This window comes from Shewanella litoralis (assembly GCF_009828585.1).
GTDB lineage: Bacteria > Pseudomonadota > Gammaproteobacteria > Enterobacterales > Shewanellaceae > Shewanella > Shewanella litoralis.
Window position 1 is genome coordinate 94,764 of record NZ_WSRZ01000002.1, and the last position, 25,395, is coordinate 120,158.

The window sequence follows — 25,395 nt, forward strand, 5'->3', positions numbered from 1 at the left end:
CCCCTATACAGCCTGTTTTTTAAAGAGTTCGCGAAATACCGGATAAATGTCTTCAACTTCACGAATGTGTTGCACAGCAATATTATCAAATTGTTTCTGCAGGTCCTGGTACTGATCCCATAAGGTTTGATGGGCTCGGTGGGTGATTTCGATATAACTGAAATAACGCACCTTGGGTAAAATATGCTTAGCTAATAAGTCATGGCAGTGGGGCGAATCATCGGCCCAATTATCACCATCCGACGCCTGCGCGGCGTAAATATTCCACTCGTTTTCAGGATAACGTGCTTGTTGGATTTCATTCATCAGTTTTAACGCGCTTGATACTATGGTACCGCCGGTTTCTTGAGAGTAAAAAAACTCATGCTCGTCAACTTCTTTGGCTTGGGTATGGTGACGGATATAGACAACCTCAAGATTTTTATAGCTGCGGGTTAAAAACAAATACAGCAATATATAAAACCGTTTGGCAATATCTTTAGTCGCTTGATCCATCGAGCCTGATACATCCATTAAACAGAACATTACTGCCTGACTGGACGGTTTTTCACGTTTTGAGTAGTTATTGAACCGTAAGTCAAAGGTGTCGATAAAAGGTACATTGGCGATTTGTTTTTTGAGTAATTCAATTTGCTCTTTTAATGCGAGAATGTTTTCAGCTTTTGAACCAGGTGTATTTTGTAATTGCTCAAGCTCGGCTTCTAATAATTTAAGGGCGCGCTTTTTACTGGCAGACATCGCAATTCTTCGGGCAAGAGATGATCGCAGTGAACGGACAATATTGATATTGGCTGGCACGCCATCATTGGTAAAACCCGCCCGGTAAGTTTGATATTCAACCAACTTATTAAGGCGATTCTTTTGCAAGTTGGGTAGTGCTAAGTCTTCAAATAATAATTCTAGGTATTCATCTTTTGAGATATTGAAGACAAAATCGTCATTGCCTTCGCCACTGTCTGAAGCATCACCCTGGCCAGTACCACCTTGACCGCCATTCGGGCGCTGTATTTGGTCGCCACGATTAAACTGATCATTACCTGGGTGGACACGATTTCGTTTACCACCTTGGCCTTGTCTAAATAGTGGTTCACTGATGTCACGGGTAGGGATACTGATTTTTTCACCTTTATCAATATCGGTGACACTACGACGCGTCACCGCATCACTGACGGCCTTTTTGATTTGTTTTTTATAGCGTTCAATGAACCGCTGACGATTAACTGTGCTTTTTCCTTTAGCGTTGAGTCGTCTATCAATAAAATTTGCCATACGCCCCCCCAAGTCTACGTTCTGGCTGAGTAAGCCTCAGCCAGGGCTGGGTGTTGATTATGATGATTTTCGAACGCGTAAATACCATTCAGACAATAATCGGACTTGTTTCTTGGTATAGCCTTTTTCCATCATCCGATTGACGAAATCATCGTGTTTACGTTGATCATCATTTGAGGTTTTGGCATTGAACGAAATAACGGGTAATAAATCCTCGGTATTAGAAAACATTTTCTTTTCAATCACTGTGCGCAGTTTTTCGTAACTGGTCCACAATGGGTTATTTCCTTCGTTGTTGGCTCTGGCACGTAAAACAAAGTTAACGATTTCATTACGGAAGTCTTTAGGGTTACTGATGCCTGCAGGTTTTTCTATTTTCTCTAACTCAGCATTTAATGCACCACGGTCAAATAACTGCCCGGTTTCAGGATCGCGATATTCTTGATCCTGGATCCAAAAGTCTGCGTAGGTGACATAACGGTCGAAAATATTCTGGCCATACTCAGAATAAGACTCAAGATAGGCGGTTTGAATTTCTTTACCAATAAATTCAACATACTTAGGAATAAGGTAACCTTTTAAAAACTCAAGGTACTTCTCGCCTGTTTCACTTGGGAATTGCTCTTGTTCAATTTGTTTTTCGAGTACGTAAAAAAGATGCACTGGATTAGCAGCAATTTCAGCGCTATCAAAGTTGAACACCCGCGATAAAATCTTAAAGGCAAAACGGGTTGATAACCCTTGCATGCCTTCATCTACACCGGCGTAATCTCGATACTCCTGGTATGATTTAGCTTTAGGATCGGTGTCTTTTAAACTTTCGCCGTTATAGACACGCATTTTTGAATAAATCGATGAATTATCAGGGACTTTTAAGCGTGATAACACACTAAACTGCGCTAAGGTTTCTAAGGTTCCAGGGGCACACGGCGCCATCGATAATTCAGAGTTAGCTAACAACTTTTGATAAATGGCCATTTCTTCTGACACGCGCAAACAATAAGGCACTTTAACAATATACACACGGTCTAAAAACGCCTCGTTGTTTTTGTTGTTTCTAAATGTCGACCATTCCGACTCATTTGAGTGGGCCAAAATAATTCCGTTGTAGGGCAATGCAGATAAGCCCTCGGTACCGTTGTAATTGCCTTCTTGAGTGGCGGTTAATAATGGGTGTAGCACTTTAATTGGGGCTTTAAACATCTCGACAAATTCCATCAAGCCCTGGTTAGCACGACACAGGGCGCCTGAATAAGCGTAAGCATCGGCATCATCTTGTGAAAAATGTTCAAGTTGACGAATATCCACCTTACCGACAAGGGCTGAAATATCCTGGTTGTTTTCATCACCGGGTTCGGTTTTCGCAATACCGATTTGATCTAATACCGACGGATAAACTTTAACCACTCTAAATTTCGAAATGTCACCGCCATACTGATGCAAGCGTTTGACTGCCCAGGGCGACATGATGGTTTTAAGGTAGCGGGCAGGGATATTGTATTCGCTTTGTAAAAGCGTGCTGTCTTCTTCGGGATCAAATAAACAAAAAGGGTGGTCGTTAACCGGGCTGCGCACACCATCTGCACTGAGGATATAAATAGGCACCTGTTGCATTAAGGCTTTTAATTTTTCAGCAAGCGATGATTTACCGCCACCGACAGGGCCAAGCAAATACAGGATCTGCTTTGATTCTTCTAACCCTTGAGCTGAATGTTTTAAATAGGCCACGATTTGTTCGATGGCCTCTTCCATGCCATAAAAATCTTTAAAAGCGGGATAACTTGCAATTAACCGATTAGAGAAAATCCGACTCAAGATAGGATTTTTAGCCGTGTCGACCATTTTGGCTTCACCAATGGCCATTAATAAACGCTCTGCAGCAGAAACGTATGAGCTTTTGTCTTGCTGACAAATATCAAGAAATTGCGCTAGGGTGTATTCCTCGTCGAGTTTTTTTTCATAACGTTGTTGATAATGCTCAAATATACCCATGGTAACCCCCTCAAAACAGACAGTTGTCTCACTTTTAAAAGCCAAAGTGATGGGAGAGGATCTAGTGGAGTATGCTGCTAGACCTATCCAGCTATATTAGGCTTTACGACTAAAGTGTAGGACAGGGCAACCGACTTAGCTAAATTTTATTAATAAATAAATTAAATAAAAACAAAGACAAACAGTAGCATTTGCAATAGTTGCAAAAATAGAAGTCGTCATAAAGTCTGGTTTTTAATAACGAGCAGGCACAAAAAAGGAGCCACGTAGGCTCCTTAAGTTTTGCTGTTAATGAAGCTTAAGCAGCAAAGTTCTTGTTAACAAATTCCCAGTTAACAAGTTGCCAGAAGTGAGCTAAATACTCTGGACGTGCGTTACGGTAATCAACGTAGTAAGCATGTTCCCATACGTCTACAGTCAATAGGATAGTAACTGATTCGTCTGTTAACGGAGTCGCAGCGTTGCTGGTGTTAACGATAGCTAAAGAACCGTCAGCTTTTTTCACAAGCCAAGTCCAAGCGCTACCAAAGTTGTTTACTGCAGAATCGGTAAATTTAGCTTTGAATTCTTCAAAAGAACCGAAAGATGCATTGATAGCAGCGGCGATATCGCCAGTTGCTTCGCCGCCAGCGTTAGGCGCTAAACAGTTCCAGTAAAAAGTGTGGTTCCAAACTTGAGCTGCGTTGTTGAACATGCCACCTGTTGAAGTTTTAACAACTTCTTCTAGCGTCTTGCCAGCAAATTCAGTTCCTTCAACTAAACCATTTAGTTTTACCACATAAGTGTTGTGATGCTTACCGTAATGGTATTCGATAGTTTCTTGTGAAATGTGCGGTTCAAGTGCGTTCTTTGCATAAGGTAATGCTGGTAGTTCGAAAGCCATTAGTATCTCTCCATGGATTCAGGTTATCGTTTTTGTTTACCAATCAGGTAACATTGCTCTACTGCTATTGTACTGATTATTTTTGTGATGTGAATCATTGTTTAGGGAATTATCGCGCTTGGACTAATTGATTTGCTGGATTTTAGATTAACCTTACAAATCGTAGCATTTTGTTATTTGTCTAGGTGTCGTACAATAGCTATTATGTGTTCAGTCGTCGTACTTAGGAAATCAAATGGAAACTGTAGAAAAGATTAAACAGCAAATTAGCGAAAACCCAATTATTGTGTACATGAAAGGTTCGCCTAAATTACCAAGCTGTGGATTTTCATCTCAGGTTGCTCAGGTGATGATCAACTGTGGTGAACAATTTGCATTCGTAGACATTTTACAGCACCCAGATATCCGTGCTGAATTACCAAAATTTGCTAACTGGCCAACATTCCCACAATTATGGGTTGAAGGCGAGTTGATTGGTGGTTGTGACATCATCACAGAAATGTTCCAAAAAGGTGAGCTTCAGCCAATCATTAAAGCCACTGCAGATAAATTCCGTACAGAAGATGCTGCAGAATAACCGTTTTTAGATGTGTGTTTATTTACACACAATGAAAAAGCCCCAATTGCATAGTGCCATCGGGGCTTTTTGTTAGCCTTTAGTTGTTCACACAATGTTTAGGCGTCTGCTTTATGCTTTTTAGCTGCGGGTAAAATCAAGTTCATTAAAATAGCCACAATACCGCACAAGCTGATGCCAGTTAAGCTGAACGAACCGATACCAAAGGCCATACCGCCAATACCAAATACCAGTGTTACACCAACAATACTCAAATTGCGTGGTTCAGATAAATCAACCTGATGGCGTATCAAGGTATTTAAACCAACCGCCGCAATAGAGCCAAACAACAAGCACATAATGCCGCCCATCACCGGTACAGGGATTGTTTGCATTAATGCACCGAGTTTGCCAACAAAGGCCAGTGTAATCGCGGTGATAGCCGTCCATGTCATAATGCGTGGGTCAAAGCTTTTGGTTAATGTGACGGCGCCAGTGACTTCACTGTAGGTGGTGTTTGGTGGTCCACCTAGTGCCGATGCTGCAATAGTTGCAATACCGTCACCAGTTAAGGTGCGGTGCAGGCCTGGCTTTTTAAGATAATCTTTACCCGTCACATTAGAAATCGCCAAAATATCACCAATATGCTCAACCGCTGGGGCAATGGCGACCGGGATCATAAATAAAATGGCGTGCCAGTTAAACTCTGGTGCGACAAAGTTGGGCATGGCTAACCACGCCGCTTGTGTTACCGGGGTAAAGTCAACAATGCCAAAGGCTAAGCTGGCGCCGTAGCCGACTAAAATACCGGCAAGGATCGGCATTAAACGCACAAGCCCTTTGGCGAATACAGCAACCAACACCGTCGTCATTAAAGCGGCAAGTGAAATAAATAACGCGGTGTTTTGCTCAACAATTACTATGCTACCATCGCCACTTTTACCCAGTGCCATATTAACCGCAACAGGGGCTAAGCCTAAGCCAATAATCATAATGACAGGGCCGACAACCACAGGCGGTAATAGCCTATGAATAAAGCCGGTGCCGCGTAACTTAACCGATAAGCCCAGTAACATGTACACCACACCAGCCGCCATTAATCCACCCATAGTGGCCGGAATGCCCCAGGTTTGTACGCCATATAAAATCGGCGCAATAAAGGCAAAAGAAGAAGCAAGAAATATAGGGACTTGGCGTTTAGTGACGAGTTGGAACAAAAGGGTACCGAAACCGGCAGTAAACAGGGCGACGCTAGTGTCTAGGCCAGTTAGTAATGGCATAAGTACCAGTGCACCAAAGGCGACAAATAACATTTGTGCACCTTGAAGCGGGATTAACACGCGTTTCATATTTTTCTCCATCATTATCTAGAAGCAGGCGTGTGATTAAACGGCGCGAATTGTCACATAAAAGCCTGTGTTTTCATAACCTGTATTAGGTCTGTGTGGCGATTATAGTTATTTGATATCGCTACAATACTTAGTCAAATTGACCTAAGTGTTAACCTGCTATCAAAAAGAGTTTTCGTTATCCATTTTTTAGTATGATATAATTTTGCCACTTATATTTACTGCGTTTATGTTATCAGATGCTGAAAAAACTAATTAATCTCATTGTGTTACCTTTAATTGCGTTAACCTCAATTACGCTTGTGCAAGCTGCTGAAGTCAGTAAGCTTGATGAGGCTGATATTGCGGTGAGTTCACGTGCAAACGATGTTAAAAATAGTGCGTTGAAAGAAGCGTTAGCGGCAGTGTTTTTAAAAAACTCTGGTAGCCCAAGTGTGGTGTTAAACCCACTTATTAAAGCGCAGATAAACGAGCCAGAAGTCATTTTGACTCAATACGGCTATTTTGAACAAAACGGCGAGCTGATGCTTAAAGCCAGTTTTGACCATCAAAGAGTGATTGCCAAGCTACGTCAGGCTGGTTTGCCTGTATGGGGAAGCCAACGCCCATTAACGCTAATATGGTTAACAGTCGATGAAAACACCGAGCCTACTATTTTAGCTGATGCCTCATTATCTGAAATTCGTGATGACTTCACCCAAGCGTCTGCCAATAAAGGCATTCCGGTGATGTTACCGGTAATGGATCTTGATGATGTTATGGGGGTCACCGTCAATGATGTGCGTGGCGGTTTTACCGATGTAGTATTTGTTGCCTCTGCCCGTTATCAGTCAGATTATTTTGCGATTGCCAATATTGAAAACCAAGGCAGTCGCGTGATGTTTACCATAAGTTTATTCAATAAAACTCGAACCAACGGGGTATTACAACCTTTAGTGGCTCAGCAAGGTGAGGCGGCGAATAATCAACAAGCGGTTAAACGCATGATGACGATTTTAGCCGATTACCACATTAGCCAGTATGCGATAGCATCAACGGGCAGTAATGCGGCCACAGAAGTGAGTTTTTCAGGTTTAAACAATATGACTCAAGTGGTCAATATTGAAGCCTATTTACGCCAATTAAGTGCCATTAAATCAATAAGCTTACATTCATTTAAAGGCAGCACTGCGACCTATAACGTAGAACTGTATAGTAGTGTTGATGACTTACAGCGTTTACTGGATATCGACAGTCGCCTGTCAAAACTCGACACAATGGGCAGTGTGGAGTCATTTTACCAACAGAAAACTGAGGTTTCGCAGCCCTCGTTAATGTATCAATGGCTCGGCCAATAAGTCGTTAAGGTGGCGCTCTGTGATTATAGAGCGCTTACATGTATAATAACGTTTGTTCGTTTATGATTTTGAGACCTATCTGAGTGACACAAAACTCACCAAGACAATTATCTTTACCCGTTTACTTACCTGACGATGAAACCTTTCAAAGTTATTATCCTGCTTCGGGTAACGATGAACTGATCCAAAAACTTCAAGCCAGTGCTGAAGGATCTCTTGCGTCTTCTTTGTATATATACGGTCCCGAAAAATCAGGTCGCACACATTTAATGCATGCTGCTTGTGCCCACGCGAACGATTTAGAGCGACGCACTTTATATATTCCACTTGGGATCCACGCCAGTATTTCGCCAGCACTTTTTGAAGGGCTCGAATCATTAGAGCTCATTTGTATAGATGATGTTGAAGCCATTGCCGGCCACCCTGTATGGGAAGAAGCTATTTTTCATCTGTATAATCGTATTGCAGAGCAGCAAGATTGTCGTTTGATTGTCAGCGGTAACGCCTCGCCATCCGAGGTGGGATTTTCTTTACCTGACTTAGTCTCGCGTATGCAATGGGGATTAATTTATCAGCTGCAACCTATGGCAGATGATGAAAAGCTCGCCGCCTTACAGCGCCGCGCTGCAATGCGCGGTTTACAGTTATCTGATGAGGTAGGGCGCTTTTTGCTTACCCGTATGGCACGTGATTTACGTACGTTATTTGACGTGCTTGATAAGCTTGATAAAGCCTCGATGGTGCATCAGCGTAAACTGACGATTCCGTTCATTAAAGAAATGCTTAGGCTATAAATCACGCTTATGTATGCCGCGAGCATGCAGTCATACATTGTAAATGACAATAAAAAACGCCAAATGAATTCATTTGGCGTTTTTATTTATCTAAATAACCTGAACTCAGGTTAAATACAGTGACTAATGTGCATGTTGGTCGCCACTAAACTGCAATGGTCGATTATCAATGACAGTGTCATCAGACTGGTTAGAGACTTTTTGTAGCGATTTAGACTGATCCGCAGTTAAGACTAAATTCTGTGCCCAGGTTTGACCTTTCACTAATGCAACGGGCTCTGGTAAACCGTCCATCACCAGTTGGGTGTTAATATCAGGCAGCATTTGTCCGAGAACGTAGCTGGCGCGATCGCGCAATTCAGCCTGTCCAACTCGGCCGCGCACTCCCCATTCAACAGTAATGGTTGAGCTTGTTTGTACTTCAGGTTTATCTGTAATGGCGATATCACGTGAAGTGTCATAGCGATGGCTCATCATTATTTCTTCAAACAGCATGGCAACATCTTCACGTTTTGACGAGTAAGCATAATCATCATTGGCTAAATCATTAGCAAAAAATTCAGCGACATCACTGGGACTAAACGCTTTTTGAGTACTGTTTGCAGATTCCCCTATGTATTGAACCTTAGCAAGGCCATACATTTCATCACTGAGTAATGGATAACGCATTTGAAGTTGGTTGGATGGCATGTCATCTGAAGCGGCGCGACGATCAAACTCTTCTCTTAGGCTTGGCCCTTGCAGCGTGGCATGAATACTTTGCGGGTAATAGTCATTAGCATGGGCCAGTTCGTGGTACAGGAGATCTGCTAAATTATAAGACATATTATCCATGGTGCGGTTGATTCGGTTATCTTTTTCTATATATACGCTAGCATAATCGTTATCTTTAACATAACGGTATGGAGATAAGTAATTTAAGTCTTTACCAAAATTACTGCGAAAGTCTGGGGTTTCGTTAATGGTGTCACGCTGGGCAGACGTCAGCCATAAATCTTCAGGGTCGAGATAGATAGCTCCGATATAACCCGAATAATAAGCTGGCCTGATATCGTAACTAATAATGACTGCAGTCACTGATTGTAATAGCTCAACAAAGTCAGTGTTTGTTTGTGTACGAAGGTAAGTTTCAAAATTCTGTCCCATCCAGTCGTGGGACACTACGACTCTGTCCATTATGGTATCAATTGGGTCTGGCTGACTGTCTTGGCTAATAAATGGTAGCTCGTTGAGGATGTTACATGGGTCAATTTGCTGGTTAGAGTAAGTACAGTTAACAAGGTTATCGGCATAAGCTGAATCTGCTTTGTAGGGATGTACCCGTGCAAGAGGGTAATTATAGTAAGCCTTCGATGGGATAGCTTGCTCTTTTGTGACAAGTAAATGTACATCATCACTGACGGTTTGGCCGTCAAAGGTTGCTGTGGCTTTTAGGCTAATACGTCGGTCGCTGTTTACGTCTGGTGCGTTAAACAGTGGTCGATTAAGGTCAGTTAAATCGACGCTATTAAAACCAACGTTGTCGATGTTTGGGTACATGCACCAGCTAATATCTGTGGGTATTTGGCCATTTATATTTTGAATTCTTAAACTAGCATCTATATTTGCCACCATTTGATGGTCATTGTTAATCCGTAAAATATTATCAGTAGAGTCAGCGGTTATTGTCACTACCTCTTCATAATTGCTCGAAGCGCCGGTTACCGTCACTTTAAAACTGTAGTTATCGTTACTGCTGGGTGTAAAGGCTAATACTGGGCTATTCACTGAGGCTAATTCAAGGCTAGGACCTGAGACTTGTTGCCATAGAAACGTACGGCCGGCACTATTTTGATCGGCTATTGACGCGGTAATACTGCCAGGTCTATTGGCGGCATAATTTTTTTCAACGATAAAAACCAGTTCAGAATCGGTAGAGATTAAGCTTGAGCTTGAATCGTCGCTGCAGATCTCAAAAGCTGAAGAGAATGGTATGCCTGAGTTATCATCAGAAGAGTCTCCTCCACACGCACTGACTAATATGGCACTGGCTATAAGACTGTAAAAGCCTACATTACGCGATGCATTCATTAAACGACTCCATGTTTATTTGTTAGAATTATAAAATACACTTATATAACATCTTGTTAACGTATTAACCTAACACGCATTGTTTATTAAATGCAATAAACAAAAAAAGCGCCCAAGGCGCTTTTATTAATAAAACAATTTAAATGTTAGAACACTATTTTTGTTCAGATTTCTTCTTTAATCCTAAGCCTAATTCGCGGCCGCGTTTGCGGGCATAGAAAGGAAAGGTAACCAACAAAATACAAATCAACACAGATTCAATCAGTGCAAAGGCAAACGCGTCAGTGGTGATATACGCTAGGGTCAAACCGTGTAGCAAATATACACATAAAATAAAACTCGCCCAGGCATAGGTGTATGGGTTGCCGGTAATAATGCCTTTTAGCGGAAAGAGTAATGGGACAATCCAAATTAAACTAAAACCAAGAGAATAGGTGCCATTTAAGCCTTGTTGAATAAACCAGCCGCTAAGCAGCAAAAGTAATGCAAGGTAACCAATACGGCTGAGTTGGAATAAGGTTTGTGTGGTCATTATTTTGCTCGTTACAGAATAGATAAAACAGTTTCAGGTGGTCGGCCAATCGCAGCCTGGTTATTAGCCAGTACAATTGGACGTTCAATTAATTTTGGCGTTGCAACCATTGCGCTGATAAGCTGTGCTTCAGTCAGTGCCGGGTCTGCTAAGTTTTGCGCTTTATATTCATCTTCTTTGGTGCGCATCATTTGGCGTGCTGTTAAACCTAAAAGGGTAAGTATATTACTGATTTCGGTCTCACTCGGAGGCTGCTTTAGGTACTCGACTACAGTAATATCAACACCTTGGGCTTCAAGTAACGCTAACGTCTCACGGCTTTTTGAGCAACGAGGATTGTGTAAAATAGTCGTTTTAGTTTTTGTCATGTTTATTTTCCGTCATAAAAAATGGCAAACCTTCAGTTTGCCATTATTCTATCAAAAAAAGACCGCTTAAGTTACATCGTTATGGTTACTTAAACTGATCAAGTTCTCTATCGGCCTGTCTAAACTGGCGGATCCTGGCTTCAATTCGGGCAAGTTGTAAGGTTTGCCCTTCAGAATAACGATAGGCATAGTTTAATTGGTCAATCGCACCTTGATAATTAGCGGTTAATGCCATAATTTCGGCATTGCTGTAATACTCTAACGCTTTATTATCAAGCTTACGGTAAGCGTCAGCCATAATTTGGTAAGGCAACATATTTTGTTTGTCGAAAAAAATTAACTCTTCAAGCAATGGAATGGCCTTTAGCGGTTGGTCTGCTTCAACGTAAATATTGGCAAGGTTGGTATTGACCACTTGCGATGTAGGTTTAATTTTACGCTGCGCTTCCAGTAGTGCGATGGCAGCGGTGAAGTCTTTTTTCTGAGCGAGCAGATCTGTTTTGGTGTCTAGATAAAACAAATTATTATCATCTTTTTTCAATAAAGCATCGATAATGACTTCTGCTTGTTCAAATTTTTCTAAACGGAATAACGCTAAGGCTTTACCGTATAGGGCGGCATCTTCAAATGTGTAGTTGTTTTTCTTTAGCTGTTGTTCAAATAACGATAACGCGCCGTCGTCACTAAAGTTAGAAAATCGCACTTGAATACGGGCTTTGGCTAATTGGTAGTTTAAGCTGTCGGGCACAAAGCGCTTGGGGTATTGTGCCGCACGGTTACGCGCGTCAGTAATACGTGATTCGGGTAACGGGTGAGTGAGCAACATTTGTGGTGGCGTGGTCGAAAAACGATATCGCACCGCCAGTTGGCCAAAGAAAGTAGAGGCGGCATTAGGGTCAAAACCAGCATCAACCAATATTTGCATGCCTATTCGGTCAGCTTCTTTTTCATGCAGGCGGGTGTAGTTTATTTTCGATTGCGTTGCCATCGCTTGTGTTGTCGCTAATGCCGCCATTCCCACTTGCGGGGCGGCAATCGTTAATAAAATCGCGCCTAACATACCTGCAATAGTCGCCGACGAGCTTTTTTGCTGCGCCTCGAGTGAACGGGCCAAATGTCGTTGGGTAACGTGGGTAATTTCGTGCGCCAGCACTGATGCTAATTCACTTTCGTTTTCAGCATTTAAAAACAAACCCGTATGCACGCCCACATGGCCGCCGAAAAAGGCAAAAGCGTTGATTTCATCATTGCGCAGTAAGAAGAAGTAGAAAGGAGTTTTAACGCCTGTCGCATTGGCGACTAATTTATTCCCTAATTCAGATAAATATTGTGTCAGTACCGGATCGGCCAATACGGGTGCAGATGAACGGATGACTCGCATGTATGCGTCACCGTACACGGTTTCTTTTTCTAAACTGAAGGTGTTAACAGCTGCAGTACCAAGATCGGGAAGATCATTATTGGCAAAACTGTGGGCAATACTGCCGGCAAATACAATGCTAATGGCAGTGGCTGTTAGTGCTTTTGAAAAGCTCGATACTGATAATTTACGCAAGCGAAACCTATAATGCTAAATGAGTCGTAAGTTCTTGGCTTAACGCACAAGTTGGTTTTGCAACATCGCTTGTGGTTTGTTGTTCAAGCTAGGATAATAGCCCTAGAATGATTAAAGCAAGTTGATAATGATTTTTATTGATTTAACACCGTATTCTTGTCCTTATCCTTTAGTTAAAGTGAAACTTTTACTCAAGCAATTACAAGTGGGTGAAACCTTACACGTACTTCTATCTGACCACGGTTCACGTCGAGATGTTCCCCTATTAATGAAAAAAATGGGTTTTGGTATTGAAATCATCAAAGATGAGTCGCATTGTTTGTCTGTGATCATTACCAAAACAAACTAATGAGTGTTTTTATATAAAGGTTGTTCAATGCTGGCATTTTTAACTGAATGGTACAAAACCCGTTTTAGCGATCCTCAAGCCATTACTTTAATGTTCATTATTATCGGTATCGGCCTTGCGTTGTACTTTGGTGCAGGTTTACTGGCGCCGTTATTGGTTGCGTTGGTGCTCGCATTTTTACTTGAATGGCCTGTGGCGCAAATGTCGCGTTTGGGCATTAGTCGAACCGCGGCAGCATCTATCGTGTTAGTGGTATTTTTAGGCTTAATGCTGATTTTAATGTTGGGATTAGCACCCAGTATTTGGCGTCAGGGCGTGTCATTGGTCACCGATTTACCGTCAATGATTGATAAAGGTATGATCATTGTTAGAGAGTTTAGCGCTGATTACCCTCAGTTTGTCAGTGCATCTCAACTAGACTCGATGATGGAAGAGATTAATAAGATGCTTGATACTCAGCACTTATTAGACTTAGGCAAGCAGTTGTTAGGATATTCTGCGTCATTATTAGTGTTGATGGTATACGCGATTTTGGTGCCATTGTTGGTGTTTTTCTTCTTAAAAGACAAAGATCAATTAATGAAAGGCAGCAAACGTTTTTTCCCAACAAATCGCGATTTAGCGCGCAATGTTTGGTTTGAAATGGATCAGCAAATTTTTAACTATATCCGCGGTAAAGTAATCGAAATTGTGATTGTTGGCGTGGTCAGTTATATCTTTTTTGCCGTCATGGGACTGCGCTACTCTGCTTTGCTAGGTGTGCTTACCGGTTTGTCAGTATTAATCCCGTATGTTGGCGCGACCTTAGTGACGTTACCCATTGCACTTGTGGCTTTTTTCCAGTGGGGGTTTAGCCCTGAGTTTGGTTACTTAATGCTTGGTTACGGTATTATTCAGGCGTTAGATGGTAACGTATTAGTGCCGTTATTATTCTCTGATGCGGTTGATTTACACCCAGTGGTTATTATCGCTGCGGTACTCGTGTTTGGCGGGCTGTGGGGCGTATGGGGGGTTTTCTTTGCGATTCCATTAGCATCATTAGTTAAAGCAGTGATTAATGCCTGGCCTCATGCAGCCTCACCTAAAGAGATGTATGACAACGAGTAATGCCGGCTTAGTTTTATGTTATTCAACCGAGCTCGATTTATTGCCGAAGATTAAGCGTTGCTAAATTAAGTACGGTTGGGTTCAGTTCAGTCCTTTCAACGCCTTCACCGAGATAAATAAAAACGCTAGCCACTGCGAAGAGGCTAGCGTTTTTTGTTTCTAATAAGCATTAGATCAGAGACTCAATATTAGCCATTAGGCTTACTGTCATCATCTTTAGTGTCTGACGGTTGGTCTGTGTCAGCGCTATTTTGCTTGGGTGTCGCCTTGTTGTCTTTTGGATCACCAAATTGTGGCATTTTAAATTTTGCTGAATACTTTAACACGGCAATATTACTGGCAATAACACCAAGCACTAGGATGATAATCAGCCAGACTTCATAGCCTTCTAAACTCATGGGTTACTCCTTGTTAATTGTGTGTGTCGGTAGCATTTAATTTGCCGCTAAAATGCGCTCACATTTTTCAATATCGTCCGGCACGTCAACTTCAGGAGCGTTGTATTTACTGATAACGACTTTAATTTTATGGCCATTTTCTAATGCACGTAATTGCTCAAGCTTTTCGATGTCTTCTAGTCTGCCTACTGGTAATTTAGCAAATGCATTGATGAAACGCTTGGTATAAGCATAAACGCCAATGTGCTTATAAACAGGGTAGTCTTTAATGTCACGGCCAAATGGAATACGAGCACGAGAAAAGTACAATGCGTTGTGGTCGTTATCAAACACCACTTTAACGTGCATTGGGTCGTCTAATTCTTTTTCTTCGGTAATTTGAAAGCCCAATGTGGCCATTTCAAATTCGCCCGGGTGTTGTTGAAACAAGCTCACCATTTGTTCAATTGAGCTTGGGTCAATAAGCGGTTGGTCACCTTGCAGGTTAATCACTAAATCATCTTCACCTAAACCTAAACGTTCAATGGCATCGTTAATGCGATCGGTACCCGATGCGGCATCAGGATCGGTCATGACCGCTTTACCGCCAAAGCCTTCAACAGTGTTCTTAATTCTGTCGTCATCAGTGGCAACGTAAATATTGTCAATGCCTTTAGCCAGTGCAGCACGCTCATACACGCGTTGGATCATCGGCTTACCCGCAATGAGGGCGAGAGGTTTGCCAGGAAAACGACTTGAGCCATAACGTGCAGGAATGATAAGAGTAACGTTCATTAAATTAGCCTTACAGTTTGTCGACAATAGTGATTGAGGATAAACGACACCTCAATAACAAAATATGTTGTGAGTTAACCGCAACTTGGGTTAGCTGATGAGGTTTATTATATACCCAAACAACCTGAAGATGCTCGATTTCAGCAAGAATTTACACGCGTTTAGACAAGGCATTGATTGCGGGTAATGGTTATTCCCTCTCCAAAATCAGCTAAATTAACAAAAGCCGCAGCATAAACGCGTGTAAAACTTGCCCTTTGGGAGTTTCACCGTGTTCCCAGGATTATTAAATCAAGAGCGTTGTTGCGTTAATTTATAAGGTACCTACATTACCGCATTAACGCGCCTAGTATTGAAAACACGGTGAAGCGCTGAAACACGGATCTTCAAGTTGATTGGGTATATACAAGGTAATATTTTAATCTGCATCTTTCGTTAATTCATTCCGACATCAAGGGATGGATGTTTAAAAAACTAGCGGTTGATATTGTTTTATTAAAAAGTTAACTCGCAAGAATTGACGCTTAACATAAACAAAAGCCTGCGAAATACCCTTTGTAGGATAATGCAGGCCGATATTTAAGTGATGTGATATTTACGGAATATTACGGCCATGGACACGGTCTACGGTTACGTCCAAGTCTGTAAGCAAGCCGTTATTAATGCCGTAGATCCAGCCATGAACGGCCACATCCTGGCCACGGTCCCATGCTTCTTGAATAATATTGGTTGATATCACGTTTGACACTTGCTCCATTACATTGAGTTCACATAAGCGGTCAAAACGCTGCTGTTCTGTCATGGGCTCAAGATCATCATGATGGATACGGTGAATGTCTCGTAGGTGGCCAAGCCAGTTATCGATTAATCCAAAACGCTTGGTGCCCATTGCGGCGCGTACACCACCACAACCATAATGGCCAACAACCATAATGTGCTTAACTTTGAGCACATCAACCGCGTATTGCAATACAGATAAGCAATTCAAATCGGTGTGAATAACCATGTTGGCGATATTACGGTGAACAAAGACTTCGCCGGGTAACAGGTCAATAATTTGGTTTGAAGGCACTCGGCTATCAGAGCAACCAATCCACAGGTATTCAGGATTTTGTTGCTTAGCAAGCTGTTCAAAAAAAGTAGGATCTTCTTTGTTGATCCGCTCTGCCCAACGGCGATTATTATCAAATAATGGTTTAAGGAGTTTCATTGGTGCTCGGATTATTCAGTATTTTGTCTGTTAGGATTGACAGGCAATATGTCATTAAGTTACGAGTATATCAGCAATGTTTGTGGATCTGGTCTATCCATTTAGTGGATTAATTAAAATTCACTTTACTCAAAAAATCAATAAGATGCTGATTGAACAAATCGGCTTTTTCAATATTCGCTAAATGGCCAGCCTGTTCGATATGCAGTAATTGGCTACCATCAATACAGTCGTGCATTAAGTAGCTTTCTAATGCAGTGCGAAGGTAGCCATTAAGACCGACAGCAACCAGTGTCGGTAAGGTTAAAGCCTCAACAGACTCTAAGGTATCGCGCTTAAAAATCGCCATGTTGGCAAACTTTAGTAATGGCTCAATTTGTTGCGCGTTAATGGCAATTAACTGTTGCTCAAACGCCTTGATGGCTTGAGCTAGGGCAATATTATGCTGGCTACTTTCATTAGCGTCTTTACTGAAAAACAATTCAGTTAAGCTTGCGGCTAGCGCTACAGGAACCGCTTGGGCATTGGCCACTTGCGCCATAAAGCCTTGATATTTTATACAGTTAACTTGTGGCTCAAAACCAACAAAACTGTTTAGCATCACTAAACCATGTATCCTAGCTGGGGCCAGCAATGCCATTTCTGCAGCAATGGCTCCGCCGCTGCCATGACCCACCAATGCAACATCGTTAATTGCTAATGCATCAAGTAACTGTAAGACGTGATTGGCGACATCTTGTAAATTATTGCAACTAGCGGGTAAGGTTTGGCTTTGACCATGGCCCCAAAAGTCGATTGCAATGCAACGATATTGTGTCGATAACGCATCTATTTGCGCTTGCCACATGTGGCTATTGGCTAATAAACCGTGGCAAAACACCACCACAGGGCCGCAGCCTTTATCAATATAATGCAGTGGCTGTTTGTCGATAATGATACTGGGTAGCAAGGTTGGCATAGCTGTTGGCTCGTCTATCTGGGCGACACGCAGGCGTTAAGCCGGAGAGGGCGCGACATAAAAAACATAGTGATTAACCAATTCGGTTAATCGTTCAAGTAGCAGCGATTGTAATGATATTTCAGCGTGAGACAACACCTTTGCTAATTCATCTGCCCGAAACTGACAGAGATAATCGTTGGCGACAGGAAAGTAACTTAAATGCCAGGGCTCAGGGCTTACACCACTTTGTTGTGCTTGATAAGGAAAATAAAAGCCATAATCAACGGCATGTTCAACAAGCCATTGATGTAAGGCAAAACACGGGCCGGTTGCCTGGTATTCAGCACTGACTAATTGCAGCGATTGTTTATTGATTTGCTTGGCATCAAACACATCAATATCGGTGCCCCAATGGTGTCTCGACGCGCCGGGTAAGGCAGACCAAATCAAAATCGTGTCGATAAGCTGTTGCTCAGACAGAGAAGCATAATCAATAGGGTGCGATGCTTTATCCAGCAAAGGTCGTGTGCCTGAGGCTTTGGCATTCCAAATATGTACTTGACGTTCAAAAGGTCGATAAGCTGAGCAAAGCTGTAAGTCTATGCCACTATTTGCGGCGGCGAGTTGCATATTGCCAAACGCCGCAGCCGTTTGCTGCTCCAGTAAAAAATCCCCAACAGCAACTAAATGTTGGCTGTCTAAGCCATACAATTTAGCTTGTTGCTGAGGAATATCAACATTGGGCTTTGAGGTTAGTCGCACAACAATTTTTCCAAAATGCGCTCATAACAATTAGCGAGTACTTCTAAGTCAGACACTTTTACACACTCATTTACTTTATGAATGGTGGCGTTGACTGGACCTAATTCAATCACCTGAGCCCCTGTTGGCGCAATAAAACGCCCATCTGAAGTGCCGCCAGTCGTTTGAGGGTCGGTTTCATAGCCTGTGACTTCACGAATGGCATCACGTGTGGCTTCAAGCAGTGGGCCGCCCCCAGTTAAAAAAGGCAAGCCATTGAATACCCAATCAATCTCGTAGTCTAAACCATGGGCGTCAAGAATATTCACCACACGTTTTATCAGTTCTTCAGCGGTAACTTCAGTTGAATAGCGGAAGTTAAACATCACTTTAAGATCGCCCGGGATCACATTCGATGCGCCGGTTCCACCATTGATGTTGGCAATTTGAAAACTGGTAGGCGGAAAAAACTCATTGCCATTGTCCCAATGCATCTGCGCAAGCTCTGCCAAAGCGGGTGACGCTTTGTGAATAGGATTATCAGCAAGGTGAGGGTAAGCCACATGCCCCTGAATACCATTAACGGTTAAATTGCCGGTTAAACTGCCACGGCGACCATTTTTGACGATATCACCAAGCTTATGAGTGGATGATGGCTCACCGACAAGCGCCCAGGTTATCTTTTCATTGCGAGCTTCTAGGGTATCAATAACGCGAGTAGTGCCATTAATAAACGGGCCTTCTTCATCACTGGTGATCAAATAGGTAATCGAGCCATTATGGTCAGGATGTTTTGCCACAAAACGCTCGGTGGCCACAATCATGGCGGCTAACGAGCCTTTCATGTCGGCAGCGCCGCGTCCATGGATATAGTCGTCAATAATGGTGGGCTCAAACGGTGGGGTATGCCAACGGTTTAAGTCACCGGTAGGTACAACATCGGTATGGCCTGCAAAACAAAATACAGGGTTACCTTTGCCTCGTCTCGCCCACATATTGGTGGTGTCTTCAAACACCATGGGTTCAATATCAAAACCAATGGCAGCTAAGCGTTTAGCCATTAATGTTTGGCAGCCTTCGTCGAGCGGCGTGACCGACGGACGAGAAATTAACTCTTTTGTTAATTCAACAACATCATTATTCATTATGCGAACCACGCTTGGTATTGCTCAGCCTTAAAACCAACCAAAATGCGATCTTGATTGACCAGTACTGGACGTTTAATGAGAGTAGGGTGTTGCACCATAAGCGCGATGGCTTTGTCCTGGGTAATGTCTGATTTTTCTGCATCAGTTAAACCACGAAAACTGGTACTGCGTTTATTAAATAATGTTTCCCAGCCGACAATATTGGCCCATTGATTGACAGTATCAGACGTTAAACCATCATCACGAAAATCATGAAAGGTGTAATCAATTTTTTCTGCTTCTAACCATTTACGTGCTTTACGCACGGTATCGCAGTTTTTTATGCCGTATAAAGTCAAAAGAAAACTCCCTTTGTCGGTGAGGTAATAAATGGTTTTAGCGACTGTGTAGAGGCTAGGCCGTTGTTGCTAAAAATGATGCTGATATTGTGGCATTGAGTCGCAGCATGAACAAGGCTAATGCAGGTATTTGAATAGATTTCACAAAATGCAAGCCAAGGTGCTTGCATTTTGTTCATGGGCGGCGGTAAAACCATCATAAGTGATGGAGCGCAATAGCTTACATTTGTACGGTAAAAATCACGTCTTTACCCGCAATAACGCTGCCTTGAGCTTTTTCTAACTTGGTGATGTCTTCCATGTTAGCCAATACCACAGGGGTGAGTAAACTTTCGACATTGTCGCGTAAAAAGGCTAAGTCAAATGACAAAATAGGCTGGCCTGCTTTTACCTGTTGCCCTTCTTCGGCTAACCGTTTAAAGCCATTGCCTCTGAGTTCAACTGTGCCTACACCAAAGTGGACAAATAGCTCGAGACCTTGTGGCGACTCAATACTAAATGCATGGTTGGTTTCAAATATTTTACCTATGGTGCCGTCAATGGGGGCAACAATAAATTCGCCTTTAGGATCGATGGCTATCCCATCGCCCACGATTTTTTCGGCAAAAACAACATCGGGTACTTTCTCAATGGCAACAATCTCACCGGATACCGGTGCCAAAATAGCAATGCCGCCCGTTAATTGTGGCTGACCTGAAATAAGTCGTCTAATACGGCTTAAAAATCCCATAAGAAAAAGCCCCTTTTATTAATATTTTTATGTGTTTAATTGTAAACAGCTCTGCCAACTTTACCAGTTTTAAATGTAATTAATAGTGCTTATAGCTGTGCGGATATCATCTATACGCGTTAATGCAGATACCGTTTGTGCATGTTTAACAAAATCGTGATAACGGCCTTTGACCAGCACGGCTTTCACTTCGAGTAAGTTTGTTGGGTTAATACTGATTTCATCTAACCCTAGTCCAACTAATAGGGGTAAGACTTGTGGATCGCTGCCAAGTTCACCACATAAAGACACCTTAACCTTGGCGTGTTTACATAACGTGATGGTCATTGAAATTAACTGAATGACTGCCGGTGATAACGCCGGATACTGCTTGGCTAAATGTGGATTAGTCCGATCTGCGGCCAGAGTGTATTGGGTTAAATCGTTAGTGCCAATACTAACAAAATCAAGTAAGGGTAACATACTGGACAGGTTCAACACTGCGGCAGGCGTTTCAACCACAATGCCTAAACTCAGTTCACCAAAGCCTTTTTCTTGTTCAATTAATTGTGCTTTAGCGCGTTCAATTAATGCTAAGGCGCCTTCAAGTTCTTCAATTTGACTCACCATTGGGAACATTAATCTGATTTGACCGTGATTGGCGGCGCGAAGTACTGCTTTAACTTGGGTAATAAAGGTGTCTGGATGTGTCAGGCTATAACGGATCCCACGAATGCCCAGTGCTGGGTTATCTTCGGGGGATTGTTGTAAATAGGGGATCTCTTTGTCTGCACCAATATCAAAAGTGCGAATAGACAAGACTTGTCCTTGCAAGCTGTGTAAGGCATCACAATACAGTTTGTACTGCTGTTGTTCATCCGGTAATGCCTTGGCGTTCATCAACAAAAACTCGGTTCTAAATAACCCAATTCCTTGAGCGCCGACATCAGTCACATGGGATATTTCACTTAAATTACCGACGTTTGCGAGCAAGGTAATTGCGTGGCCATCTAGGGTGGCGCTGGGTTTATCTTTATATGCAGTCAGTGCCTGGCGACGAAGTTGTTCTTGCTGTTGTTTTTGCTGTAATTGTTCAAATACCGCAATACTAGGCGCAATATGCAGCTCGCCAGACATGCCATCTAATACCAGCTGTTCACCATCTTTAATTTTTACAGGACGTTGAGAAAACTGATAATTGAGCAGCGCTGGAATACCCGCGGCGCGAGCTAAAATAGCAGTGTGACTAGTTAATCCGCCCGCTTCTAGTACGATGCCGGTAATGTGTTTAAGTGGCAAAATGGCAAATTCTGCAGGGGTTAAATCGTCTGCTAATAAAATGGTGTCTTCGGTGAGAGTTGATAAGTCCCACTGTAAATGGCCATGTAGTGCACTTGTTAACCGTTTGGCTAAGCACAGAATATCGTTGCTGCGGTTAGCCAGGTATGGGTCATCTAACTCAGCTAATTCAGCGGCTTGTTGATTGAATATTCTATCGATTGCTACCGACGCGCACACTTTAAACTGCACAATATGTTGTTGTAATTGTTGTTGTAACTCTTCATCTTCGAGCAGCATGATATCAGCATCGATAAGCTGAAAATTGTCACATTCTTGGCATAAATGACGTTGGCAATGTTGTAAATGGTGGATGAGCAGGTCAATGGCATGGGTTAATTGCAGTTGTTGTTGGCTTATTTGTTCTGCATTAAGAAGTTTAAAGTCCAATGGCGGCATCTGTGAGGTCATGGTTAATGCCTTACCAAATGCAATGCCAGCAGAAACCACAATTCCATTGAATGACATAAACTTTCCTGTTAACTGAGTACTTCCAGCAAGGAAGCTATTTTATCGACTGCCGCCTGCGCTTGTTCTCCAGTGGCAAATACCGTTACAGACACACCTTGATATAAACCGAGTGTCTGCAATTTAAATAAACTTTTTGCACTGGCCTGCTTGCCATTGCACTCTACTATTACATCACAGGCAAACGTTTTCGCTTCTTTTACGAGTAATGCTGCAGGGCGCGTGTGAATGCCATGAGGTGCGACAATCGTAACCGTTTTTTGATACATAGAGAAAATACTCATTAATGAATGACAACTAAATACTCATTTAACGCTATCTTTCAAATGCTTACATAATCACTTTTTTGTGAGTCGTGTGTAGAATAAGCCAGAAAAACCAAGGTATTCAATCTGAAGCGCTTAATATACCCTAAAGTGTGCAGGGCTAAAAGTGATGCTCGGCGCAAAGTCTGTTGCTGGGCAGTTGGGATGATTAATCGTTATGCCAGCAAGGTCAATATCTGGCATAACGATTTACAGGATTAGATCTTAAATTGGCCTAAGGTATGGCTCATGTCTTTACTAACACGTTGAAGGGACTGCGCTGCGTGTGCATGGGTTTCATTGGCGCTCAGTGACAATTCAGTCAATTCTGAAATAGTGGTGACATTACGGTTAATATCTTCAGTCACCAACGCTTGCTCTTCCGTTGCACTGGCAAGTTGTGCTGTCATATTACTGATATTGTCGATAAGCGTTAAAATCTCAGCGATGGCGTCACTCGATTGAATCGCTTTAGTTTGTAATTGCGCTGACTGTTGTTGGGTATGGGTATTACTGTCAATAACCGATTGAATGCCTTGTTGGATTTGATTGACAATTTTATTGATTTCATTGGTGGATGATTGAGTGCGGTTAGCTAATGCGCGCACTTCATCGGCAACTACGGCAAACCCACGCCCATGTTCACCGGCTCGTGCGGCTTCAATTGCCGCGTTTAATGCCAACAGATTCGTTTGGTCGGCAATACTGCCAATGACATCTAAAATACTGCCAATTTCAGCAGATGACTGGCTTAAACTTAAGGTGACTTTTTCAGACTGTTTTAGCTCGCTCACTAAGCTGTCTGTATGTTCAACGGTTTGACGCATTAATTGCTGATTTTGCAAAGCCTGATGTTTAACATTATTTGCACCTTGTGCGGCATCTTGAGTATTACGTGCCATTTCTTGGCTAGTGGACAACATTTGATTAATCGCAGTGGCGACACTTTGGGTTTCATTGTTCACCTGAGCCGCACTCTGGTTGGATTCGGTAACCGTACCTAACAGATGAAGCGCCTCATCTTGCAAGTTAACCCCCAGAGGCTGTAAATGGGCGACCATGTCAGCTATTTTTATCACAAACTGATTAAATTCATGGGCCATTTGGGCCACTTCATCATTGCCCTGTGTCGATAAGCGTTGAGTGAGATCGCCTTCACCTTTAGCTATTTGCTCCATTGCGTGAATTGCCGCTTTTAAGGGTTGGGTGATCGAGTGATTCAATAATAAAAAGAAGGCAAAAATCGGTACCGAAATAATCATCATGATAATTAAATAATCAATAATGATGCCGGTCATACTTTGATTTACATCCTGTAAACTGGCCTGGGTGATGAGTGTCCAACGATGACTCGGGAAATAAAGGGCTGTTGCTAACACTGTTTGAGCACTATTGTCTGCAGCGTTAATCGTCAATTGCGTTTGAGTTATGCTTTGCTTGGCATCATTTAGCAGTTGAGTCAGCATACTGCTACTGGCGCCGTGAGCTAATGCACTGACCGGCTGACCTACCGTCGCTGGGGTGACACTGTCAATTAGCACCTTTTGCTGCTCATCAACAACCCATAAGCCTACATGATCATTTAACTTAATCTCGGCAATGACCGTTAATAACTCCGTATCAGAGAGCGATTGATGCTGTTGTATTGCGTCAAGACTACTGCTGAGCAATGACACTTGCGCTGTCAGTTGCTTTTGTTTTTGTTCAACTAAATGATTGTATTGTTCTTTAACGGAAAAAGTGCCAAACACAACAGTGCCAATCGCCGCCAGTATGAGCATAATGAAAAGCCGTTTCAAAATGGTTAAACGTCTCAATAATTCAATCATTTATATTCCTAAAGTACATATCCATATAGAGTGTTCGAATTATAATGGTAATACGCTAAAATTTAACTGTTAATGTGTATTTTTGTGAGCAAACAACGCTTATTTACAATTGTGTAGCGTGAGTAAAGAACCTTTTAAAAACACCTGTATATCATGCGGTTAATCACATTTATGATGTGTTTGATTATTAAACATGCTAATCAATTGTTTTAATTTTGATTTTTTTACGTTTTACCCGCAAGATTAGTCTAAATAACGAAAAAGGTATTAAAGCCATGAATTCTTCTCACACTGTTAATAACGACGACATTCTTTTAAAGCTGTGCCATTCAGTTTCTCATGTGTTGTCGAGCACTAGCGCCAGCAGAGTTAGCCATGCCGGTATGGTGCAAAGTATTTCTCGTACTCGCTTAAAGCCTGATCTGGGTTGTTTTTCGATATTTGATGGCGGGTTTTCTGGTCTAGTTGTTATCAACTTTTCGGCCGATGCCGCCATTGAAATTTATCGTCGTTATATGATCCACATGGGGATGCCTGAGTCTGAGTTGGCGTTTTCACACACATCAGATGATGTGAGCAATGTGATGGGCGAGTTGATGAACCAAATTTTGGGCGATTTTATCGGTAAAATCTCAAAAGAATTACAAACATCGATCAGTCAAAGCCAGCCTAAAATGCTAACCATTAATAAAGAATTAACGATATCGGTAGATACTAATCTTGATAATGCCGTCGCAAGACGCGTGTCATTTAAAACTGAAAATAACCATATTTTCTACCTTGAGTTTGCCATGGACCAAACCGAATTTATTCGTTCGGCCGATTTTGAAATGGACGAAGAGTTTGACCCTGACTCGCTAATTGAAGCACACCGTAAGACATTGACCACAAAGCCTGCAAAATCGAAAGACATGCTAAACGATCCCAATGTAAAAGGGCTTGTGGTTGACGATGCGGATGATTTACTCAGTGAGCTTGGTTTATAGTCAATGTAAGGCAACGACAATAATAACAATAACAAAAGGTGATGGATAAC

The 25,395-nt window shown here is 42.3% G+C and carries 25 protein-coding genes; 6 read left to right on the top strand and 19 right to left on the bottom strand.

Annotation, left to right across the window (positions count from 1 at the left end; translation table 11 throughout):
- Nucleotides 1-3 precede the first annotated feature (3 nt).
- The 3 genes from GQA99_RS02500 to sodB all read right to left on the bottom strand — a co-directional run bounded on the left by GQA99_RS02500 (nt 4) and on the right by sodB (nt 4,144).
- Nucleotides 4-1,269, bottom strand: a complete 1,266-nt coding sequence (locus tag GQA99_RS02500) for a YeaH/YhbH family protein (RefSeq protein ID WP_160052285.1) — start codon at nt 1,267-1,269, stop codon at nt 4-6.
- 57 nt (nt 1,270-1,326) lie between these two features.
- On the bottom strand, nt 1,327-3,261 hold the full coding sequence (locus GQA99_RS02505; protein ID WP_160052286.1) for a PrkA family serine protein kinase: 1,935 nt from the start codon (nt 3,259-3,261) through the stop codon (nt 1,327-1,329).
- A 298-nt stretch (nt 3,262-3,559) separates the two neighbouring features.
- The gene (gene sodB, locus GQA99_RS02510; protein ID WP_160052287.1) at nt 3,560-4,144 is read right to left on the bottom strand and encodes a superoxide dismutase [Fe]; all 585 of its coding nucleotides are present in this window, start codon (nt 4,142-4,144) and stop codon (nt 3,560-3,562) included.
- A gap of 235 nt (nt 4,145-4,379) precedes the next feature.
- Between sodB and grxD the strand changes: the two genes are divergently transcribed.
- Nucleotides 4,380-4,721: a Grx4 family monothiol glutaredoxin gene (gene grxD / locus GQA99_RS02515; RefSeq protein WP_011637214.1), complete on the top strand. Its 342-nt coding sequence runs from the start codon at nt 4,380-4,382 to the stop codon at nt 4,719-4,721.
- A 98-nt stretch (nt 4,722-4,819) separates the two neighbouring features.
- Here grxD and GQA99_RS02520 read toward each other — a convergent pair whose 3' ends face one another.
- Complete coding sequence (locus GQA99_RS02520; RefSeq protein ID WP_160052288.1) at nt 4,820-6,049, bottom strand: uracil-xanthine permease family protein; 1,230 nt, start codon at nt 6,047-6,049, stop codon at nt 4,820-4,822.
- A gap of 239 nt (nt 6,050-6,288) precedes the next feature.
- Here GQA99_RS02520 and GQA99_RS02525 point away from each other — a divergent pair, with 239 nt between their 5' ends.
- On the top strand, nt 6,289-7,386 hold the full coding sequence (locus tag GQA99_RS02525; RefSeq protein ID WP_160052289.1) for a DUF2066 domain-containing protein: 1,098 nt from the start codon (nt 6,289-6,291) through the stop codon (nt 7,384-7,386).
- Between the two features lie 83 nt (nt 7,387-7,469).
- Nucleotides 7,470-8,180, top strand: a complete 711-nt coding sequence (gene hda, locus GQA99_RS02530) for a DnaA inactivator Hda (RefSeq protein ID WP_160052290.1) — start codon at nt 7,470-7,472, stop codon at nt 8,178-8,180.
- Between the two features lie 123 nt (nt 8,181-8,303).
- On the opposite strand, the gene GQA99_RS02535 is transcribed toward hda, so the two are convergent.
- The 4 genes from GQA99_RS02535 to bepA all read right to left on the bottom strand — a co-directional run bounded on the left by GQA99_RS02535 (nt 8,304) and on the right by bepA (nt 12,705).
- Nucleotides 8,304-10,250 carry a PKD domain-containing protein gene (locus tag GQA99_RS02535; protein ID WP_160052291.1) on the bottom strand — a complete coding sequence of 649 codons (1,947 nt, stop codon included), beginning with the start codon at nt 10,248-10,250 and terminating at the stop codon, nt 8,304-8,306.
- Nucleotides 10,251-10,404: 154 nt separating this feature from the next.
- On the bottom strand, nt 10,405-10,782 hold the full coding sequence (locus GQA99_RS02540; protein ID WP_160052292.1) for a DUF2069 domain-containing protein: 378 nt from the start codon (nt 10,780-10,782) through the stop codon (nt 10,405-10,407).
- 11 nt (nt 10,783-10,793) lie between these two features.
- Complete coding sequence (gene arsC / locus GQA99_RS02545) at nt 10,794-11,150, bottom strand: arsenate reductase (glutaredoxin) (protein ID WP_160052293.1); 357 nt, start codon at nt 11,148-11,150, stop codon at nt 10,794-10,796.
- Between the two features lie 85 nt (nt 11,151-11,235).
- The gene (gene bepA, locus GQA99_RS02550; RefSeq protein WP_160052294.1) at nt 11,236-12,705 is read right to left on the bottom strand and encodes a beta-barrel assembly-enhancing protease; all 1,470 of its coding nucleotides are present in this window, start codon (nt 12,703-12,705) and stop codon (nt 11,236-11,238) included.
- A gap of 127 nt (nt 12,706-12,832) precedes the next feature.
- Between bepA and GQA99_RS02555 the strand changes: the two genes are divergently transcribed.
- Both GQA99_RS02555 and GQA99_RS02560 read left to right on the top strand, forming a co-directional pair.
- Nucleotides 12,833-13,054, top strand: a complete 222-nt coding sequence (locus GQA99_RS02555; RefSeq protein ID WP_160052295.1) for a sulfurtransferase TusA family protein — start codon at nt 12,833-12,835, stop codon at nt 13,052-13,054.
- 27 nt (nt 13,055-13,081) lie between these two features.
- Entirely contained in the window at nt 13,082-14,161 is a 1,080-nt protein-coding gene (locus tag GQA99_RS02560) for an AI-2E family transporter (protein ID WP_160052296.1), read from the top strand.
- 188 nt (nt 14,162-14,349) lie between these two features.
- Here the strand turns inward: GQA99_RS02560 and GQA99_RS20775 are convergent, their stop codons facing one another.
- The 11 genes from GQA99_RS20775 to GQA99_RS02615 all read right to left on the bottom strand — a co-directional run bounded on the left by GQA99_RS20775 (nt 14,350) and on the right by GQA99_RS02615 (nt 24,359).
- Nucleotides 14,350-14,559 carry a DUF2897 family protein gene (locus GQA99_RS20775; protein WP_229785848.1) on the bottom strand — a complete coding sequence of 70 codons (210 nt, stop codon included), beginning with the start codon at nt 14,557-14,559 and terminating at the stop codon, nt 14,350-14,352.
- Between the two features lie 36 nt (nt 14,560-14,595).
- Complete coding sequence (gene kdsB, locus GQA99_RS02570; RefSeq protein WP_160052297.1) at nt 14,596-15,333, bottom strand: 3-deoxy-manno-octulosonate cytidylyltransferase; 738 nt, start codon at nt 15,331-15,333, stop codon at nt 14,596-14,598.
- 595 nt (nt 15,334-15,928) lie between these two features.
- Nucleotides 15,929-16,543 carry a carbonate dehydratase gene (can, locus tag GQA99_RS02575; RefSeq protein WP_160052298.1) on the bottom strand — a complete coding sequence of 205 codons (615 nt, stop codon included), beginning with the start codon at nt 16,541-16,543 and terminating at the stop codon, nt 15,929-15,931.
- Nucleotides 16,544-16,652: 109 nt separating this feature from the next.
- A complete protein-coding gene (locus GQA99_RS02580) occupies nt 16,653-17,501 on the bottom strand; it encodes an alpha/beta fold hydrolase (protein ID WP_160052299.1) in 849 nt (282 codons plus the stop codon).
- Between the two features lie 36 nt (nt 17,502-17,537).
- Nucleotides 17,538-18,245 (bottom strand): M15 family metallopeptidase, encoded by a 708-nt coding sequence (locus GQA99_RS02585; RefSeq protein WP_160052300.1) that lies wholly within the window; start codon nt 18,243-18,245, stop codon nt 17,538-17,540.
- Complete coding sequence (dapE, locus tag GQA99_RS02590; RefSeq protein WP_160052301.1) at nt 18,236-19,369, bottom strand: succinyl-diaminopimelate desuccinylase; 1,134 nt, start codon at nt 19,367-19,369, stop codon at nt 18,236-18,238. Before dapE ends, GQA99_RS02585 begins: the two co-directional genes overlap by 10 nt.
- Nucleotides 19,369-19,710 (bottom strand): ArsC family reductase, encoded by a 342-nt coding sequence (locus GQA99_RS02595; protein ID WP_160052302.1) that lies wholly within the window; start codon nt 19,708-19,710, stop codon nt 19,369-19,371. Before GQA99_RS02595 ends, dapE begins: the two co-directional genes overlap by 1 nt.
- A 220-nt stretch (nt 19,711-19,930) precedes the next feature.
- Nucleotides 19,931-20,440: a PTS glucose transporter subunit IIA gene (gene crr / locus GQA99_RS02600; RefSeq protein ID WP_160052303.1), complete on the bottom strand. Its 510-nt coding sequence runs from the start codon at nt 20,438-20,440 to the stop codon at nt 19,931-19,933.
- 69 nt (nt 20,441-20,509) lie between these two features.
- On the bottom strand, nt 20,510-22,225 hold the full coding sequence (gene ptsP / locus GQA99_RS02605) for a phosphoenolpyruvate--protein phosphotransferase (protein WP_160052304.1): 1,716 nt from the start codon (nt 22,223-22,225) through the stop codon (nt 20,510-20,512).
- 11 nt (nt 22,226-22,236) lie between these two features.
- Entirely contained in the window at nt 22,237-22,494 is a 258-nt protein-coding gene (locus GQA99_RS02610) for an HPr family phosphocarrier protein (protein ID WP_160052305.1), read from the bottom strand.
- 254 nt (nt 22,495-22,748) lie between these two features.
- The gene (locus GQA99_RS02615) at nt 22,749-24,359 is read right to left on the bottom strand and encodes a methyl-accepting chemotaxis protein (protein WP_160052306.1); all 1,611 of its coding nucleotides are present in this window, start codon (nt 24,357-24,359) and stop codon (nt 22,749-22,751) included.
- A 275-nt stretch (nt 24,360-24,634) separates the two neighbouring features.
- Between GQA99_RS02615 and GQA99_RS02620 the strand changes: the two genes are divergently transcribed.
- Complete coding sequence (locus GQA99_RS02620) at nt 24,635-25,345, top strand: DUF3334 family protein (RefSeq protein ID WP_160052307.1); 711 nt, start codon at nt 24,635-24,637, stop codon at nt 25,343-25,345.
- The last annotated feature ends 50 nt before the right edge of the window (nt 25,346-25,395 follow it).

What these genes read in the sequence shown, in the direction of transcription:
- GQA99_RS02500 (WP_160052285.1), bottom strand. Translation starts at nt 1,269, where the DNA reads ATGGCAAATTTTATTGATAGACGACTCAACGCTAAAGGAAAAAGCACA.
- GQA99_RS02505 (WP_160052286.1), bottom strand. Translation starts at nt 3,261, where the DNA reads ATGGGTATATTTGAGCATTATCAACAACGTTATGAAAAAAAACTCGAC.
- sodB (WP_160052287.1), bottom strand. Translation starts at nt 4,144, where the DNA reads ATGGCTTTCGAACTACCAGCATTACCTTATGCAAAGAACGCACTTGAA.
- grxD (WP_011637214.1), top strand. Translation starts at nt 4,380, where the DNA reads ATGGAAACTGTAGAAAAGATTAAACAGCAAATTAGCGAAAACCCAATT.
- GQA99_RS02520 (WP_160052288.1), bottom strand. Translation starts at nt 6,049, where the DNA reads ATGAAACGCGTGTTAATCCCGCTTCAAGGTGCACAAATGTTATTTGTC.
- GQA99_RS02525 (WP_160052289.1), top strand. Translation starts at nt 6,289, where the DNA reads ATGCTGAAAAAACTAATTAATCTCATTGTGTTACCTTTAATTGCGTTA.
- GQA99_RS02535 (WP_160052291.1), bottom strand. Translation starts at nt 10,250, where the DNA reads ATGAATGCATCGCGTAATGTAGGCTTTTACAGTCTTATAGCCAGTGCC.
- GQA99_RS02540 (WP_160052292.1), bottom strand. Translation starts at nt 10,782, where the DNA reads ATGACCACACAAACCTTATTCCAACTCAGCCGTATTGGTTACCTTGCA.
- arsC (WP_160052293.1), bottom strand. Translation starts at nt 11,150, where the DNA reads ATGACAAAAACTAAAACGACTATTTTACACAATCCTCGTTGCTCAAAA.
- GQA99_RS02555 (WP_160052295.1), top strand. Translation starts at nt 12,833, where the DNA reads ATGATTTTTATTGATTTAACACCGTATTCTTGTCCTTATCCTTTAGTT.
- GQA99_RS02560 (WP_160052296.1), top strand. Translation starts at nt 13,082, where the DNA reads ATGCTGGCATTTTTAACTGAATGGTACAAAACCCGTTTTAGCGATCCT.
- GQA99_RS20775 (WP_229785848.1), bottom strand. Translation starts at nt 14,559, where the DNA reads ATGAGTTTAGAAGGCTATGAAGTCTGGCTGATTATCATCCTAGTGCTT.
- kdsB (WP_160052297.1), bottom strand. Translation starts at nt 15,333, where the DNA reads ATGAACGTTACTCTTATCATTCCTGCACGTTATGGCTCAAGTCGTTTT.
- can (WP_160052298.1), bottom strand. Translation starts at nt 16,543, where the DNA reads ATGAAACTCCTTAAACCATTATTTGATAATAATCGCCGTTGGGCAGAG.
- GQA99_RS02580 (WP_160052299.1), bottom strand. Translation starts at nt 17,501, where the DNA reads ATGCCAACCTTGCTACCCAGTATCATTATCGACAAACAGCCACTGCAT.
- dapE (WP_160052301.1), bottom strand. Translation starts at nt 19,369, where the DNA reads ATGAATAATGATGTTGTTGAATTAACAAAAGAGTTAATTTCTCGTCCG.
- crr (WP_160052303.1), bottom strand. Translation starts at nt 20,440, where the DNA reads ATGGGATTTTTAAGCCGTATTAGACGACTTATTTCAGGTCAGCCACAA.
- ptsP (WP_160052304.1), bottom strand. Translation starts at nt 22,225, where the DNA reads ATGTCATTCAATGGAATTGTGGTTTCTGCTGGCATTGCATTTGGTAAG.
- GQA99_RS02610 (WP_160052305.1), bottom strand. Translation starts at nt 22,494, where the DNA reads ATGTATCAAAAAACGGTTACGATTGTCGCACCTCATGGCATTCACACG.
- GQA99_RS02615 (WP_160052306.1), bottom strand. Translation starts at nt 24,359, where the DNA reads ATGATTGAATTATTGAGACGTTTAACCATTTTGAAACGGCTTTTCATT.
- GQA99_RS02620 (WP_160052307.1), top strand. Translation starts at nt 24,635, where the DNA reads ATGAATTCTTCTCACACTGTTAATAACGACGACATTCTTTTAAAGCTG.